Source organism: Tenacibaculum profundicola (assembly GCF_057220795.1).
The window spans coordinates 4,205,878-4,224,352 of record NZ_CM170137.1 but is presented as its reverse complement, the minus strand read 5'-3'; the positions used below and the strand labels follow the sequence as shown (position 1 = coordinate 4,224,352).

The 18,475-nt window shown below is 34.2% G+C and carries 12 protein-coding genes and 1 pseudogene; 11 read left to right on the top strand and 2 right to left on the bottom strand.

Going from position 1 to position 18,475, the window contains the following annotated elements; genetic code table 11:
• Positions 1–23 precede the first annotated feature (23 nt).
• Positions 24–152: a hypothetical protein gene (locus tag AC2TDS_RS17305; RefSeq protein WP_484736825.1), complete on the top strand. Its 129-nt coding sequence runs from the start codon at positions 24–26 to the stop codon at positions 150–152.
• Positions 153–496: 344 nt separating this feature from the next.
• Here the strand turns inward: AC2TDS_RS17305 and AC2TDS_RS17300 are convergent, their stop codons facing one another.
• Entirely contained in the window at positions 497–2,485 is a 1,989-nt protein-coding gene (locus AC2TDS_RS17300) for an LruC domain-containing protein (RefSeq protein WP_484736824.1), read from the bottom strand.
• A gap of 670 nt (positions 2,486–3,155) precedes the next feature.
• Between AC2TDS_RS17300 and trkA the strand changes: the two genes are divergently transcribed.
• From trkA to AC2TDS_RS17250, 10 genes and pseudogenes are all read left to right on the top strand, one after another.
• On the top strand, positions 3,156–4,502 hold the full coding sequence (trkA, locus tag AC2TDS_RS17295) for a Trk system potassium transporter TrkA (RefSeq protein WP_484736823.1): 1,347 nt from the start codon (positions 3,156–3,158) through the stop codon (positions 4,500–4,502).
• The gene (locus AC2TDS_RS17290; protein ID WP_484736822.1) at positions 4,502–6,001 is read left to right on the top strand and encodes a TrkH family potassium uptake protein; all 1,500 of its coding nucleotides are present in this window, start codon (positions 4,502–4,504) and stop codon (positions 5,999–6,001) included. The genes trkA and AC2TDS_RS17290 overlap by 1 nt, the downstream gene beginning before the upstream one ends.
• A 710-nt stretch (positions 6,002–6,711) precedes the next feature.
• Positions 6,712–7,266 (top strand): phage tail protein, encoded by a 555-nt coding sequence (locus tag AC2TDS_RS17285; RefSeq protein WP_484736821.1) that lies wholly within the window; start codon positions 6,712–6,714, stop codon positions 7,264–7,266.
• Positions 7,267–7,447: 181 nt separating this feature from the next.
• On the top strand, positions 7,448–12,166 hold the full coding sequence (locus tag AC2TDS_RS17280) for a beta strand repeat-containing protein (RefSeq protein WP_484736820.1): 4,719 nt from the start codon (positions 7,448–7,450) through the stop codon (positions 12,164–12,166).
• A gap of 17 nt (positions 12,167–12,183) precedes the next feature.
• Positions 12,184–12,348, top strand: a complete 165-nt coding sequence (locus AC2TDS_RS17275; protein WP_484736813.1) for a hypothetical protein — start codon at positions 12,184–12,186, stop codon at positions 12,346–12,348.
• A 373-nt stretch (positions 12,349–12,721) separates the two neighbouring features.
• On the top strand, positions 12,722–13,219 hold the full coding sequence (locus AC2TDS_RS17270) for a COG3415 family protein (protein WP_484736819.1): 498 nt from the start codon (positions 12,722–12,724) through the stop codon (positions 13,217–13,219).
• 13 nt (positions 13,220–13,232) lie between these two features.
• Positions 13,233–13,793, top strand: a complete 561-nt coding sequence (locus tag AC2TDS_RS17265; protein ID WP_484738972.1) for a transposase — start codon at positions 13,233–13,235, stop codon at positions 13,791–13,793.
• 38 nt (positions 13,794–13,831) lie between these two features.
• Positions 13,832–14,314, top strand: a pseudogene (locus AC2TDS_RS17260) (phage tail protein); the annotation flags it as partial.
• 531 nt (positions 14,315–14,845) lie between these two features.
• A complete protein-coding gene (locus AC2TDS_RS17255) occupies positions 14,846–15,400 on the top strand; it encodes a phage tail protein (protein WP_484736818.1) in 555 nt (184 codons plus the stop codon).
• Positions 15,401–16,052: 652 nt separating this feature from the next.
• Positions 16,053–16,607: a phage tail protein gene (locus tag AC2TDS_RS17250; protein WP_484736817.1), complete on the top strand. Its 555-nt coding sequence runs from the start codon at positions 16,053–16,055 to the stop codon at positions 16,605–16,607.
• A 487-nt stretch (positions 16,608–17,094) separates the two neighbouring features.
• On the opposite strand, the gene AC2TDS_RS17245 is transcribed toward AC2TDS_RS17250, so the two are convergent.
• Entirely contained in the window at positions 17,095–18,084 is a 990-nt protein-coding gene (locus tag AC2TDS_RS17245; RefSeq protein WP_484736816.1) for an SAM-dependent methyltransferase, read from the bottom strand.
• Positions 18,085–18,475: the final 391 nt, after the last annotated feature.

Sequence of the window (18,475 nt, the reverse complement as noted above, 5' to 3'; positions counted from 1 at the left end):
CTAGGATACTTATATTCTAGATTTTGGGGAAGACAAGCTTAATTATATCAGTAATAGATGTTATTACCAAGAAAGGAGATGCTACCTCCATCAACCTTTTGAAAGAAATAGGGATAGATTCTACCGATTTGTTCTTATACGATAACAGATAAATATTTCGTATATAGGTATTGAATTATTTTAAGTTAGTTTAAGGCATAAAACTTTAGCATAGCCAAGCTATGGTTAAGTTTTATAACGCAAAAATAGCTACAAAAGAAATAATAGATATGCGAAATATTTATCTGTTATCGTATTAGTTATTACCGAAAGTCAAAATACCAACTTTACGCTTTCCCTAATTGGAAGTACAAGCCCTGTTGATCATTTTGCACATCTATCAAGGAGTTAAATGCTAATATTTCTTCAAATAAAAACAGATACATGTAGAAATTTATCTAGGTCAAACACATTACAATTTGATTATTTTCAATACAGATTCTGTAATCGTTGAGACTTAATCTACAATTTTATCATTATTTCTATATCCAGGGCTTGTGTTACTATGCCAATCTACATAGTCAACTCCCCCAGATATGGCCCAATTTTCAAAATGGTTATAGGCTTCTAGTATAGACACCCCTGCCTTAGGAACTTTAAAATCATCATTTATTATACTTAGCCCCCATGGTAAACCTGTTCCTGTAATATACGAACCATTTTCACCAAGATTGGTTTTGTTATGACCAGATAGGTGTATTTCTTTGCCACGATCTTTATTTGCAATAATAAATGGGTTAAAAGGTGCTGATCCCAATATTCCTGTACTAATTGGAGTATTTAGTACAATACTTACAGTTCTTTCATCCAAAAAGTTGTCAGCATTGTCTGTAAAAATGATAACTGCATTGTCTTGTCCAGATTCAGTACCATTTGCATTAAAACTTAAATAATTTTCGGTGTAATTTGCACCAGAAACACTTTGAACTTGACTCGGCGTAACTCCTTCTAATTCAACCCCTATAGCATTAGTATATGCTGCATAGCTAGTGTTAACATTGCATACAAAATCAATTTGTACTGCGTTATTTTGTGCATTTGTTATGACCAATGTTCTGTAACTAAATGATAAGTCATTAAAATCATAGTCTCCTGTAGATGGCCATAAATCTTCAAATGCTAAAGTTGATTTACCACTGGCACTTGGGGAATATATTTGAAATGCTTTTGTACTATCATTTGGATAAGCATCATCAACATCCGCAACACCATCATTATCAACGTCAGAACTCGATGATTGAGAGACCTCCTCATAATTAGTAGTAATTACATTAGAGTAAGGAGATGCTGTTACATAAAAAACCAAATCGTTAAAATCGTGATCAGTATAAGGGCTATCTCTATTTAAATCTTCAAAACCTATTAATAATAGATCTCTTATCTCATCATTTAAGACCACATTATGATATCTATTTGACGCTGTGCTCTCTGTATTAAAATCAGGGTTTGAATAATAAATAGGACTATTCGGAGAAACAATATTCAAGTTTGGATTCCAACCATAAGCAACTATAGCCCAGCCAATAGCCGTATCGGCGTCAAACTGCCCCAAATAAACTTTGTTACCCGCAGAAAGACCACCTCCAGAACCTTGTAAAGATGCATTAGGAAAGATAACATTTAAAGAATTGATATCTTCTATGTCAAAAGAAGGATTGTTAACATTGTATGTATAATATGCCAAAGAATTCATATAACCTGCACCTTCATGAACAAAAGTCACCCATACATCTGTAGTTCCTGAGAACTTTACATCTGTTTCTACATTCGTATCTATATATTCTGGGTTAAATACAGGAACTGGTTTACCACTTGGTAATGAGTTTGAAACAACGTCAAGTAAACCCTGACTAATTACGTCTGATGCCACTAAATAATCTGGTACACCCCAATAATTACTGTATGTTCCCATATAATTAAAAGTTACAGAACTAGAATTTCGTTGTGTTTCTTGATAATCTTTATCATGTTTTAGTATTTCACTTAAGGCTCTATTTCCATCCCTATTATTTGAATAGTTATAAACTAGTTGATTGTTATTAATTTCATGTATTGAATACTCATAACCGACTTTCCCTTTTCTTCCTATACACAATGTAGTTTCATCATATGGTAAGTTAATTAGATGATGTATCGTATTATCGTGAGTCATAGAAGATAATAGTTTCTTATAAATAATGCCATTTACTATAATTTCATCTAATTCGAGGTCAAGGTTTTCTTGATCCTCGACTTTTTTTGAAAAACTATATACATCATATATTATATGATTTTCTGTGTCATTAATTTTTATTTCTACACTTCTATGTGTACTAAAATCAAAACCTTCAGGTATGTCTAAGAAAATTCCCGATGAACTAATATCTTGAGAGTTGCCGGGTGTATTAATGTCGAATGTACACGATAACGAAAGAAAAACAAACAAAAAACAACAAAAAACACGCATGATATAGGCTTTTAAATTAAAAATTTCGGTAAATTTAATTACTCAAGTTTTTTTTATCTTTTTAGATTCGTTAAAAATATTTATTCAATCGTCGAAATGAATTTATATATAGATCAACGCAAACGCAATATAATTTGACTATTTTCAATAGGTATTCATTACTCTAGGCCGTTTTAAGTTGTTTACTTTTGACACCAGTTTTCAGAGCTTTATTATTTTTAGTAGGTTTAATACTATTTTGGTTAGTGTTACAAAGTTTTATGCTACATATTCTGTACTTTTCTGGAGGCATCTTCTAAAAACGCAACATCTAAAGTCCAATGTAATTTATATTCAAGACCCCAATGTGAATGCATTACTTTTTTCTAGAGACTTATCAGGGTTTTTAAATCCCCTCTAACTCTCTATTTTGATACGACATTTTAGCTGTTTTCATTTAGTTATATTTTCTATATGTTCGAAATCTATGATGACACTAAAGGTTCTAGTTTCAGCCCTTCGATATCCTAAATTTTCATTAGTATGTCTTTCTAGGCATTTACAAATCTAAACTCATCTTCAATATCTTGATATAACTGTTTTTGATTTTCTTTTACCGATAAATACAAATCATTTTTTGCACAACCCAAACAAGCATAGTATCTTTGTATTCTATCTTTTAACTTTAACTATGAAGATTATAATAGCCGGGGCTGGAGACGTTGGTTTTCATTTGGCTAAACTTTTATCTTACGAATCTCAGGATACGTATATTATAGATTTTGACGGAGACAAACTTAATTATATCAATAACCACTTGGATGTTATTACCAAGAAAGGAGATGCTACCTCCATCAACCTTTTGAAAGAAATAGGGATAGATTCTGCCGATTTGTTGCTGGCTGTTACCGAAAGTCAAAACACCAACTTTACGATTTCCGTAATAGGCAAAGCGTTAGGCGTAAAAAAAACAATTGCTAGAATTAATAATCCTGAGTTTTTACAGAACGATACCATTGACTTTAAAGATTACGGAGTAGATTTTATGATTTCACCGGAAGAATTAGCTGCCGAGGAAATAAAACTTCTTTTAAATCAATCTTCTTTCAATGATACCGTGGCTTTTGAAAACGGTGTTTTTAATATTATGGGGACTACTTTAGGTTACAAATCGCCCATTTTAAATTTAACCGTAAAGCAAGCAAAAGACAAATTTTGCATGGTTGATTTTATTACCATAGCGATAAAACGAGAAGGAGTTGCTCAAACCATTATTCCAAGAGGAGATATCGTTTATAAGTTAAATGATCAAGTTTATTTTTCCGTTCCTAGTTACAGCATAGATAAGTTGTACCCCATTATTGGTAAAGAACATATCGACATTAAAAACGTAATGATTCTGGGAGGAAGTAGTATCGGTAGAAAAACTGCTAGAAACTTATGTAAAGCCAATTTTAAAGTAAAATTAGTTGAACGTAATAAAGAAAAAGCCTTAGAACTGGCTGAAGATCTTAGAAATACACTGGTTATTTATGGTGATGGTCGAGATTTAGAATTGCTTGAAGGAGAAAATATTAGAGAAATGGATGCTTTTGTTGCAGTTACTGGCGATTCAGAAACGAATATCATGTCTTGTTTGGTTGCGAAGTCAAAAGGTGTTAAGAAAACAGTTGCGCTCGTTGAAAACATGGACTATATTAATATTTCTCAAACCATTGGTATTGATACCTTAATCAATAAAAAACTAATTGCTGCGAGTAATATTTTTCGACATATACGTAAGGGAGAAATTTTGGCATTAGCCAATTTACATAATATAGATGCCGAAGTTTTTGAATTTGAAGTACAACCAACAGCCAAAGTTACACTTAAAGTAGTTAAAGAATTGCGTTTCCCTAGAGAAGCCGTAATTGGAGGTGTTATTAGAGATGGAAAAGCGTTAATGTCTTTTGGAGATTTTCAATTGCAAAGTGGCGATAAGGCAATCGTATTTTGTTTACCTGAAGCAATACCAATCGTAGAAGATTTATTCAACTAATGGAAAATCTCAATTTTAAACTTGTTTATCGCTTTCTTGGAATTACAGCTACTTTAAATGGCTTATTTATGTGGATGGCCATTCCTTTCAGCCTACATTATAATGAAAATGCGGTTCTAGGGATATTGAATGCTGGTATCATTACGGTGACTCTCGGACTTCTTTTATTCTATTTTAACAAACCAACTACTAAAAATATTCAAAAAAAAGAGGGCTACTTAATTGTTACTTTAGGATGGTTAATCCTTTCTTTTACGGGTATGCTACCTTATTTATTATCTGGAACTATACCCAATTTTTCTGATGCCTTTTTTGAAACTATTTCTGGATACTCAACAACCGGCTCATCTATTTTAACCGATATAGAATCAATGCCAAAAGGAATTTTATTTTGGCGAAGTGCTACGCACTGGATTGGTGGAATGGGAATTATTGTGCTTACCATTGCTATACTTCCGTTATTAGGAATCGGAGGAATGCAATTGTTTATGGCGGAAGCTCCTGGTCCTTCAGCTGATAAATTACATCCCAGAATAACCGATACAGCAAAACGCTTGTGGTTAATTTATGTACTACTTACTTTTGTTGAATTCTTTTTATTAAAATGGGCGGGTATGACTTGGTTTGATGCCATAAACCATGCTATGTCGACTGTTAGTACTGGTGGCTTTTCAACAAAAAATGCCAGTATTGCTCATTGGAATCATATGCCTGCAATTCAATATATCATCATTTCATTTATGTTTATTGCAGGAACCAACTTTGTTTTAACCTATTTTGTTTTAAAAGGAAAAATTCAAAGAGTTTTTCAAAGTGAAGAATTCAAATATTACTTCTTTAGTGTTATCGGAATTTCACTCATTGTTGCGATTGCTATTATTTTCTTTCAAGATGTTAGCTTAACAACCAGTATTGAACATCCAATGGTATTAGGAGGAACAGAAAGCGCGATGCGTCATGCTCTTTTTTCAGTAATCTCAGTGATTACTACCACAGGTTTTGTTACCGCTGATTTTACGATGTGGAACTATTCTATTACCGCCATTTTCTTTGCCCTTTTTTTCTTAGGAGGATCTGCTGGTTCCACCTCTGGAGGCGTGAAAATTGTACGACATATAATCATGCTTAAAAACAGTTTTTTAGAGTTTAAAAAATCGTTGCACCCTAACGCTATTATTCCTGTTAGGTACGATGGTAAAGCTGTAAAGCAAACTATTGTTTTTAATATCCTTTCTTTCTTTGTTTTATACATGCTAATTTTTATACTAGGTACCGTAGTTTTAGCCTTACTAGGGTTAGATATTAAATCTGCTTTAGGAGCATGTGCTTCGTCTTTAGGAAATATAGGTCCAGCGATTGGTAGTGTTAGTCCTGTTGATAATTTTGCCCATTTATCTGTTGGGGCAAAATGGTTTTGTTCTTTTTTAATGTTAATTGGACGTTTAGAATTATTCACTGTTTTAATCTTATTAACTCCTTTTTTCTGGAGAAAAAATTAGCAAACACACCTTATTAAAAACTTTAAATATTCGCATCCAATTACCCTTCCCAGTATAAAAAATCATTAGTTAAATAGTGTTTCTAATACCGCTTCTGATGTTAATTTGCCGACCATAATTGTTTATGGTCAAAGCGTCTATAAATGATACAATTTTAACGTTGAATTTCCTCTATTATACCAGTTATACGATTTACAGATAACTATTTCGCACATCTATTATTTCTTTTGTAGCTATTTTTGCGTTATAAAACTCAACCATAGCTTGGCTATGCTAAAGTTTTATGCCTTAAACTAACTTAAAATAATTCAATACCCACATACGAAATATGTATCTGTAAATCGCACTATTGTTTGAATTTACCTAAGATACGGTATGATTGTGCAACTTAACCTAAAGATCGATATTACTGTTGAAAACACCAATTACAACTAGCATATAGATAACAAAGCACCATATATACCCATGAATTATGGCATTCCTTTGTAAGGAAATTTACCCAAAGACCTTAATAGCTCCATTAAACTTTAGTACGTGATATAAATACAAAATATGGTTTCCTTGTAACATTTAATTTTGGTTAGTTTTTAACGCTTAAGGAATAATTACTAACGCTTAATAAATAAATTAAAACGCTTAAGGAATGTATAATCTTAAAAAAACAGATATTGTGTATTTTGAGCTTCGTTAACCTATATAAACCTACTACTATGGATCCATTTATCGGACAAATTATTTTATTTGCAGGTAATTTCGCCCCAAGAGATTGGGCACTCTGCCAAGGGCAATTACTTGCTATTGCACAAAACTCAGCCTTATTTTCAATTTTAGGAACCACCTATGGTGGCGATGGCAGAACCACTTTTGCTTTACCAGATTTACGCGGTAGAGCACCTATTTGCCCAGGTGCGGGACCAGGTTTATCTTCTTACGCATTAGGTCAAAGAGGTGGAACTGAATACAACATCCTGAACACAAACCAACTACCAAGTCATACACATACCAATGTAGTAAGAGTTAGCTCAGGGAATTCTACGATACAGTCTCCAACTCCTGGATCGTCTATTGCAACCCCTGGACAACCTGGTGGTAGAGGCTTTGACGCTACCTATGGATTTAATGAAAGCACGCCTGATGTCTCTTTAAACTCACAATCACTAACCATTGGAAATACAGGTGGTAATCAATCTGTAGAGAATAGAGCTCCTTACTTGGCGATAAATTATATTATTGCTTTGTTTGGTACTTATCCTTCAAGGAATTAAATCACAAGTCAACCGAAATATTCATAATTCTTAAATTATTACGTGTTTTCAGCTTCTTGCATGGGCACGTTCTGATACTAGAATATATTTTTTAAATACTTATTTAAGTGGGTACCTATAAATGCTTAAAAATAGTGTATCAACTAACAATTAATTACACCATTATTTCAAAAAAAACACCATGAAACAAAACATTACTCGAACTACAAACCTTCGATATTACTGTTTTCTTTGGGCATTTGGTTTTTTAAGTTTATGTAGCTTAAAAACTCATGCGCAAACCACAGAAGCATTCGAAGATGAATCTGGATCTTCCACCACTTTCACAGACAATGGTCAAAACTTTACCATTCTTAACGGACCTGGTGAAACGACGTATGATGTAGAAACCTTTACTGGAGGTGGATGGAATGGAACTACAACAGATAATCAATTTATTGATAATAGTGACGGAACCCCGCCTAAGGGAGATGGTTCTTCTTTTACTATTAAAACAACCGACGGAGCCGATATTACCATTAAAAGTTTGTATCTCTTTGTTTCTAATAGGAATCCTTTATATACACCAGCAGGTATAACACTTACAATCACTGGTAAAAAAGATGGTTTAGTGTCTAGTGAATATACCATAACCAAAACCTCTGGCTTTGCTAATACAGCCACTTTTACCCCGAATAATGGATTTACATTTATCGATTTTTCTTCAGAAGGAGGAAGTGACAATTCAAACACGAGCATTGACGAAATCATAATAACCACAACCGGAGATGCTGACTATCTTGCCCTTGATGCATTTAGATGGGACGTTATTCGTTGCAACGATCCCGATATACCAACTGTAACCGCGAGTAGTCCTACTATTTGTGAAGGAGGAAATACTAACTTAAATATTACAGGTAACCTTAATGATGCCACTAATTGGCATATCTATAAAGGTTCATGTGGAGGTACTGCAATTGGAACTACTTTTACTGGTACTTTTAATGTAAGCCCTACAACAACTACAACCTATTATATCCGAGGAGAGGGTGACTGTGTTACCCCTGGAAGTTGTAGCCCAGTAACGGTTAATGTAACTAACTTAATCGATGCTTCTTTTAACTACAGTGCTTCAACGTATTGCAAAAACGATTCTGATCCAACACCAACTATTACGGAGTATGGAGGATTTTTTACTTCCTCACCTGCTGGTATTGCTATGAATATTACCACAGGAAAAATAAACCTTACTACCTCTGACCCAGGAACCTATACCATGACGTATACCACTACTAATGGATCGTGTTCTGACGCTACCAGTTCAACCATAACCATCAATGACTTAGACGATGCCTCTTTTAGTTATGGAGCTACAGCGTATTGTAGCAATGCTTCTGACCCTTCTCCAACCATTACAGGTTTAACGGGAGGTTCATTCTCATCAACTCCTGGTTTAGTGATTGCTTCGAACGGAACTATTGATGTTTCGGCATCTACTCCTAATACATATACTGTAACCTATACAACAGCTGGAACATGTCCTAATTCATCCACTACGAGTGTTACTATTAATGCTTTAGACGACGCTTCTTTTAGTTATGCTTCTGCAACTTATTGCTCGAATAATTACAGTCCATTCCCGAACAGTATTGCAACTCCTGGTGGAACTTTTTCTTCTTCAGGAGGTTTAAGTATAGATTCAACCACAGGTAGAATTAATACTTACGCTTCTGCACCTGGAACCCATACGGTTACTTATACAACAGCCGGTAACTGCCCTAATTCAGCAACAACATCTGTGACCATGAATACTGCAGAAGACGCTTCTTTTGTCTATCCCGCTTATGCTTACTGCGTAGATGCGCCGGACCCATCGCCTAGTCTTATTGCTTCTCCTGGTGGAACTTTTTCGTCTACTCCTGGGTTGGCGATTGCTGCGAATGGAACTATCGATGTTTCCGCTTCCACTCCTGGAACCTATACTATTACGTATACAAAAACTGGAACATGTCCGAATTCCGCTATAGTTTACATGACTATTAATGCTTTAGACGACGCTTCTTTTAGTTATGGAGCTGCAGCGTATTGTAGTAATGCTTCTGACCCTTCTCCAACCATTACTGGTTTAACAGGAGGTTCATTCTCATCAACTCCTGGTTTAGTGATTGCTTCGAACGGAACTATTGATGTTTCGGCATCTACTCCTAATACATATACTGTAACCTATACAACAGCTGGAACCTGTCCTAATTCATCGACTACAAGTGTAACCATAAATGCTGCAGATGATGCGTCTTTTAGTTATGGAGCTTCAGCGTATTGTAGTAATGCTTCTGACCCTTCTCCAACCATTACAGGTTTAACGGGAGGTTCATTCTCATCAACTCCTGGTTTAGTGATTGCTTCGAACGGAACTATTGATGTTTCGGCATCTACTCCTAATACATATACTGTAACCTATACAACAGCTGGAACATGTCCTAATTCATCCACTACGAGTGTTACTATTAATGCTTTAGACGACGCTTCTTTTAGTTATGCTTCTGCAACTTATTGCTCGAATAATTACAGTCCATTCCCGAACAGTATTGCAACTCCTGGTGGAACTTTTTCTTCTTCAGGAGGTTTAAGTATAGATTCAACCACAGGTAGAATTAATACTTACGCTTCTGCACCTGGAACCCATACGGTTACTTATACAACAGCCGGTAACTGCCCTAATTCAGCAACAACATCTGTGACCATGAATACTGCAGAAGACGCTTCTTTTGTCTATCCCGCTTATGCTTACTGCGTAGATGCGCCGGACCCATCGCCTAGTCTTATTGCTTCTCCTGGTGGAACTTTTTCGTCTACTCCTGGGTTGGCGATTGCTGCGAATGGAACTATCGATGTTTCCGCTTCCACTCCTGGAACCTATACTATTACGTATACAAAAACTGGAACATGTCCGAATTCCGCTATAGTTTACATGACTATTAATGCTTTAGACGACGCTTCTTTTAGCTATCCCGCTTCGGCTTACTGCGTTGATTCGTCTGACCCATCACCAAATAGCATTGTTACTCCTGGTGGAACATTCTCTTCTACCAATGGTTTGGTGATTGCCTCAAACGGAACTATTGATGTGTCTGCTTCAACTCCTGGAACCTATGCTATTACGTATACAACCGCTGGAACATGTCCGAATTCAGCTTCGGCTAATCTTACCATTAATGCTTTAGATGACGCTTCTTTTAACTATGGGGCTTCCTCATACACTACAGAAGACAACGACCCTTCTCCCACCATTACTGGATTAACGGGAGGATCCTTTTCAGCAGCAGGAGGTTTAGATATAAATGCTTCTACAGGACTAATTGATGTTTCGACATCTACACCTGGAAATTATACAGTTACATATACAACTGCCGAAACATGTCCAAATTCGTCTACTTTTAACATAGACATATATTACAACACATATACTTGGACTGGAAATACTGACAATAATTGGAATAATACTTCTAACTGGAACAATAATATTGTTCCTCATAGTGGTGGAAATGTAACTATCCCTAATGGGTTAACCAATTACCCTACAGCTACATCTGGTATAACAGTTAACAGTATAACATTGAATAATGGTGCTTCTTTTATCGCTCAAGCTTCAGTAAATGGAACTATTACTTATAACAGAAACCTACCAACTACCAATTGGCATTTGGTTTCTGCTCCTGTTTATGGAGAAACTCTAGACGATGTAATTGCCAATAATGATCTTGCTTCTGGTACAGGAGGAAATTTAGGATTGGGATATTACTTAAATAATACTGGTCCTGCCTGGATATATGCGCAAGCAAGTTCTAATATTCGTATCGCTAATGGACTTGGTATATCGGTGAAGTTGGCAAATCCTGGTAATTTATCTATCTCAGGAAGTATGAATACTTCTAATATTATTATTCCAATCTCACCTGGGACTCGAACCAATTTTAACTTATTAGGAAATCCATTTACATCGTATGTGAATTCTGCTACCTTTACTTCTAACAACTCAGGAGCATTAACAGAAGAAACACTATGGTTATGGGATGGTAGTCAATATGTAACTTATAATGCTGCTTCTCCTATTGAATTAGCTCCTGGTCAGGGGTTCTTTGTTGAAGCCTCAGGAAACAATAATGTAACTTTTGAAACTTCTAACCAAAGTCATCAAACGACAGATACATTTATGAAAGGCTCTGGAACATCTCATACTACCTTTGAAATATTCGTTGACAGTAAAGACGAGAAAAAATCTACTAAAGTATTTTATATAAATGGAAAAACTACTGATTTCGACAATGGATACGATTCTAAAATTTTTAATGATGCTGGGTCTGATTTAAACATATTTACTGAATTAATCACCAATAATAAGGGTAAAAAATTAGCAATTCAAACATTACCTAATAGTGGTTTTGAAAAAATGGTAGTTCCTGTTGGACTTCAAGCTAAAGCGGGAAAATCAATAGAAATATCTGTCAAGGGTGCTAACTTACCAGAAGGTATTAACATATACTTAGAAGACAGGATAAATAATGTTTTCACTAATTTATCTAAGGAAAACTATACTATTACTCTTGATAAAGATACTAACGGTATAGGTCAATTCTATATTCATACATCTTCTGAAAGATTTAATACGGATAACGTAAATCAATTATTAGAAAATGTAAGTATCTATACATCTTCTAAAAATGAATTAACTGTTGCTGGTTTGCAAACCGAAAAAGCTGAATTAGTAGTGTACTCAATTCTAGGTAAGAAAGCTGTCACTACATCTTTTACATCTAGTGGAGTAACAACCATAAACATTCCTCAATTAGCTTCAGGAGTTTACATTGCAAAAGTTACATCAGACTTAGGTATTATTAGTAAAAAGTTTATTGTTAAATAATTAAAATGACTAGCGACATGAAAAAACAAGATAAGCATACAGATATAACTCGTAAAGAGGCACTAAAAAAAATAGGAAATTACGGTAAATATACGGCCTTAACAGCCATAGGAACTTACCTACTTCTCAATCCTAAAAAAGCACAGGCACAAAGCCCTGAGGATCCAGGAGATGGATTTTAATTTTAAATAAATAATAGCATAAAGCCTCAAGAAAAATCTTGAGGCTTTTTATTTGCTAAAACATCTCAATATCTTTTATGATTTAAAATTCAGGTAAAAAATTAACACCCTTAAAAACTAAATAAATATCACTTAAGTTTTACTAAATTATGTATTTAAAAAATTATTATTATTTTTGATTTAAGGGAAACAAATAACTCACTTTATACTAAACTCATAATATTCATACTTTTTTTATAGATAGTGATTAGCAGGTCATTTTCATGATTTGTCTGTGTGTGTATTACAAATTTAAATTAAATATTAACTTCTAAACTTTATTATTGTGGATCCACTTATACAGGTTATCCATAAATATTTCGTATATTTATGAATGCCAAAAAAATCAACATTAGAAGTTAAAGAAAGTGTTTTAGAGCTTCGATCTCTGCTTCGTAAACAAATTAATTCAAGGAATATTCTTCGCATCCAATCTTTAATTCATATAAAGGAAGAACGGTTTGAAAAACGTTCAGAACTTGCCAATCATTTGGGATATAGTGTTCGAGCTATGGAATTATGGCTTAAGGTTTATAAAGACAAAGGACTAGCACACATGCTTATCGTAAGTAAGTCAAAACAAAAGCGCAAGCGTTACATTACGCAAGATATTCATGAAGGTTTATCAGAAAGGTTAAATGATCCAAGAAAAGGATTCACAAGTTATAGGGAAGCACTTAAATGGGTAAAAGAAACATATAATCCAGATATTCAATATCAAGGGCTACGCAATTACATGATAGAGGTTTTCGGAACTAAAATTAAACAGCCTCGAAAATCTCATGCTAATAAATCGAAGGAAGCCAAAGCTGATTATTTAAAACTTACCTAATCGCCTAAATGAAATTATACTTAGTCTAAATAGAGATAAATATACTTCGGCAACCCTTTATTTTCAAGATGAAGCTAGGTATGGTTTGATGACCTATTTAGGAAGTATGATTACTGTAAAAGGAGTTGCTCCTATTGTTAATTTTAAACAAGCTTTTAAAAACACTTACCTCTATGGAAGTTATTCTCCAATAGATGGTGATTCCTTTGTATACGAAATAGATCATGTGAGTTGTGAGGTTTTTGAAAAATATTTATATGAATTCTCCAAACACAAACCCAATCAATACAAAATAGTAGTCATTGATAATACAGGGTTTCATTCAACAACAAACATAATTCTCCCAGAGAATATATTTCTACTAAGAATACCTCCACACACTCCTGAGCTTAACCCATGCGAACAGGTCGGGAAATATATAAAAGCTCGTTATAAGAATATAGCATTCCAATCTATTAAAGAAGTAAAAAACTGGTTACATAATTTTGTTATAGACATGGATGCCGAAATTATAAAATCAATTACCAGTAACCATCATTATACAAATGCTTTTATGCGAAATTATAATAAATAAACTGTATTATAGGTCAAATCGTTTAATTCGGAGGAAATTTTGCTCCAAGAGGTTGGGCATTATGTCAAGGGCAACTATTGCCAATTGCACAATACTCAGCTTTATTTTGTTTTATGTACAATTTACGTGGTAGAACCGCAGTTAGTTCAGGTCGTGGGCCAGGGCTATCTGATAGAATATTAGGAGAAAGAAGTAGACAGGAATTTCATACGCTAAGTACACTTGAAATACCTTCACATGACCACCAAACACAAAATACTATGAAAGTAAGCTCAGCAAATTCAACACAATCAGCTGCTACTTCTGGATCATCTATAGCTACTCCTAGATCACCTGGTGATAGAGGCTCTGATGCTTCTTTGGGCTTTAATCAAGCAACTCCTGACGTTTCTCTAAACACTGCTTCTACTAGTGTTACCGTTTCAAATAATGGAGGAAATCAGCCTCACAATAATATGCAACCCTACTTAGTAACTAATTATATTATTGCCTTAATAGGTACATATCCTTCTAGAAATTAATCCTCAATAAAAATGCTAGTCTAAATTTTTACAACAATGTACCAGCTATAGGGTGTATAATTTTTATATTTAACTTTATCTCTGGTACTAATTTTGTTCTTACTTATTTTGATTTAAAAGGCAAGGCTCAAAAGGTATTACGAAATGAAGAATTTAGATATTATCTATTCAGTGTACTAGGAATTTCAACAATTATTCCCTTTACCATCATCTTTTTTAAAGACCCTAATTTAAAAACTAACATTGAACAACCAATGTTACTAGGTAGTCCAAACCATATATACCCATGAATTATGGCATTCCTTTGTAAGGAAATTTACCCAAAGACCTTAATAGGTCCATTAAACTTTAGTACGTGATATAAATACAAAATATGGTTTCCTTGTAACATTTAATTTTGGTTAGTTTTTAACGCTTAAGGAATAATTACTAACGCTTAGGGAATAATTACTAACGTTTAGGGAATGTATAATCTTAAAAAAATAGATATTGTGTATTTTGAGCTTCATTAACCAATATAAATCTACTACTATGGAGCCATTTTTAGGACAAATTACAATATTTGCAGGTAATTTCGCCCCAAGAGGTTGGGCACTCTGCCAAGGGCAATTACTCCCTATCTCACAATACTCAGCCTTATTTTCAATTTTAGGAACCATCTATGGAGGAGACGGAAGAACTACTTTTGCTTTACCAGATTTACGCGGTAGAACACCTATTAGCCCAGGTACGGGACCAGGTTTATCTTCTTACCAATTGGGTCAAAGAGGTGGAACTGAATACAACATCCTGAACACAAACCAACTACCAAGTCATACACATACCAATGTAGTAAGAGTTAGCTCAGGGAATTCTACGATACAGTCTCCAACTTCTGGATCGTCTATTGCAACCCCTGGTCAACCAGGTGGTAGAGGCTTTGACGCTACCTATGGTTTTAATGAAAGCACGCCTGACGTTCCTTTAAACTCACAATCAGTTACCATTGGAAACACCGGTGGTAATCAATCTGTAGAGAATAGAGCCCCTTATTTGGCTACGAATTATATTATTGCTTTACAAGGCACTTTTCCTTCTAGGAATTAATCCATACATAAAGCTTTAGTGCATAACAAAAATTCATCAAATCCTTTTTCAACTCGAATTATCCAATAGAACTTCGTCATGAAAGAGGTACCCACAATAAAAGCAAGTGCTTTCTCAATTTTAGCATAGCATTGCTATGCTAAAATTTAAAAGTACAACGAAGTAGTTGATTTTACCGTGATTTCATCTTGTAATAAATTTTCTATTGCATGCTTTGAGTTCAATGCTCAGTCCAGTCTCTATTATCGTGGATGATTTCATTAAAAACAACCGCTCGACTGTGCTTAAGCAAACACAGGGCACAACCCTTAATAATACGATTTACACATTTATTATTGATTTTTGTCATGCATTTAAAATGTAAACAACTACATTCAATACCATTTTTGATGTTAATATACCTATCATTTATGCCCATCTACGCGTAAAACACAGGCATCTAAAAAAATGACTGGATAATTATTTATACCATTTGAATTTACCGTAATAAAACAATAACTGGTATTACAATGTATTTTTGACTTTTCCTTAAACGCTTAGGAAATAATTACTAACGCTTAGGGAATAATTACTAACGTTTAGGGAATGTATAATCTTAAAAAAATAGATATTGTGTATTTTGAGCTTCATTAACCAATATAAACCTACTACTATGGAGCCATTTTTAGGACAAATTACAATATTTGCAGGTAATTTCGCCCCAAGAGGTTGGGCACTCTGCCAAGGGCAATTACTCCCTATCTCACAATACTCAGCCTTATTTTCAATTTTAGGAACCACCTATGGAGGAGACGGAAGAACCACTTTTGCTTTACCAGATTTACGCGGTAGAGCACCTATTTGCCCAGGTACGGGACCAGGTTTATCTTCTTACCAATTGGGTCAAAGAGGTGGAACTGAATACAACATCTTGAACATCACTCAAATACCAAGTCATACACATACCAATGTAGTAAGAGTTAGCTCAGGGAATTCTACGATACAGTCTCCAACTTCTGGATCGTCTATTGCAACCCCTGGTCAACCAGGTGGTAGAGGCTTTGACGCTACCTATGGTTTTAATGAAAGCACGCCTGACGTTCCTTTAAACGCACAATCAGTTACCATTGGAAATACCGGTGGTAATCAATCTGTAGAGAATAGAGCCCCTTATTTGGCTACGAATTATATTATTGCTTTACAAGGCACTTTTCCTTCTAGGAATTAACCCATACATAAAGCTTTAGTGCATAACAAAAATTCATCAAATCCTTTTTCAACTCGAATTATCCAATAGAACTTCGTCATGAAAGAGGTACCCACAATAAAAGCAAGTGCTTTCTCAATTTTAGCATAGCACAGTCTATGCTAAAATTTAAAAGTACAACGAAGTAGTTGATTTTACAGTGTTTTCATCTTGTAATAAATTTTCTATTGCATACTTTGAGTTCAATACTCAGTCAAGAGCAATAGAGTCCCTATTATCACTGATAATTTTGGTAAAAACAACCGCTCGGCTGTACTTCAGGAAACATCATCTACTCGTTTTAATAAGCAAGTGAATTAAAATTGTTTTTAAATAGTATTATTGCTTTTTGCTACGTACTTTCAAATGCAAACAATATAGATTCAATACTATTTTGATGTCAATTTACCCATCATATATGCCCATCTACGCGTAAAATATTAAAATATAAAGAAATAACTGGGCAATTTTACCTACGAATCGCTCTAACATCCCAAGTAGGAACTCCCTCAACGATAGAATAACACAACGTATACGCATTCGAATCTATTGAATGCAATGATTTAACGCAATACGGATTGGTTATTAGCGATTTCCCTTTCTCAATATATACATCTTCAAACACTTTAATTTCTGTATAAATACAAATATCAGGAGTATTTTGAAAATCTTCATTCAAATAAATGTTATCTGACTCGAAACAAAACTCTTCCGCTTGCTCTCCAATCTGTTTTTTTATTGAAAATAAACAGTCGTAGCTGTTATTATTTATATACGCTTCATGGTATTCTTTTTTATTAAAAAAAGATTCTTTCACCCAAAAAGAATTCCTAGTTGTTAATATAATCTCTTCCGGAACCAAAACTCCTCCTTCAATAAGTTGAGCTGCTAAGTTTTGAGTTATTGAAACTTGGGGTTCTTTACTTAAAGCAGTATCCATCGTTTCACTAATCACCATATGCAGTAAATCATTGTGTATGTATGTTGTTGCATCAACTGCACAATACTGTTTAATATATTCTTGATACGTTAAATGGGCTACTATGCTTTTTACAGATGACAATGAAGCCTCGTGTATATCAATTAATGTAACCGAAATATCTTTTGAACTATACAATGAAAGTATAGGTATCATTAAGGTAGCCAAAGGACCGGTACCGGCATACACTATCTCTATAACCTGATTTGGAAATATCTCTTTGGCACGAGTTATAGCCCTATAAACCCCCTTAATAAAACGTGCTGTTCTATGGTAATCAGTCAAACATTCTTTTGCGTGTATAGGCGACAAAGCAATGCCTCCACTTGTTTCCGAGCTTGTTCTATTTAACTCTTGCAGCGAAATTTTTTCTAGTACCTCCTCATAAAAACCTGAAAGCAATTTAACTGCCTCAATCTCTTTATTTTCCGTTTTTGACTCCAATAATTGCTGAGTAATTTTTTGTAAAGACGTTCCCATTTTCTATTATTTATGCTATTGATCTACCTACCCTATTTTTTCTCTATTACTGCGCTGGTATAATGCTGACCTACCAGTGAAACACAAGTATTTTTTGTGTAATTTCACTTAAGTATCCGTGTTCATTATAAAAACTTGCTAAAACTAACACTTTTAAATCAAGTTCTACAAACATTATTATGTCCTTTAACAATATAAAGGATATCCCCATCAAAACAAAAATGACGTTAAACACAAAATATGATAACACTATAGTATCTATAACACTCCATTCTACCAAAAACAGTATCATTTACAGTGTATTTTTGACGTTTCCTTAAACGCTTAGGAAATAAATTCAAACGCTTAAGAAATAAATTCAAACGCTTAAGGAATGTATAATCTTAAAAAA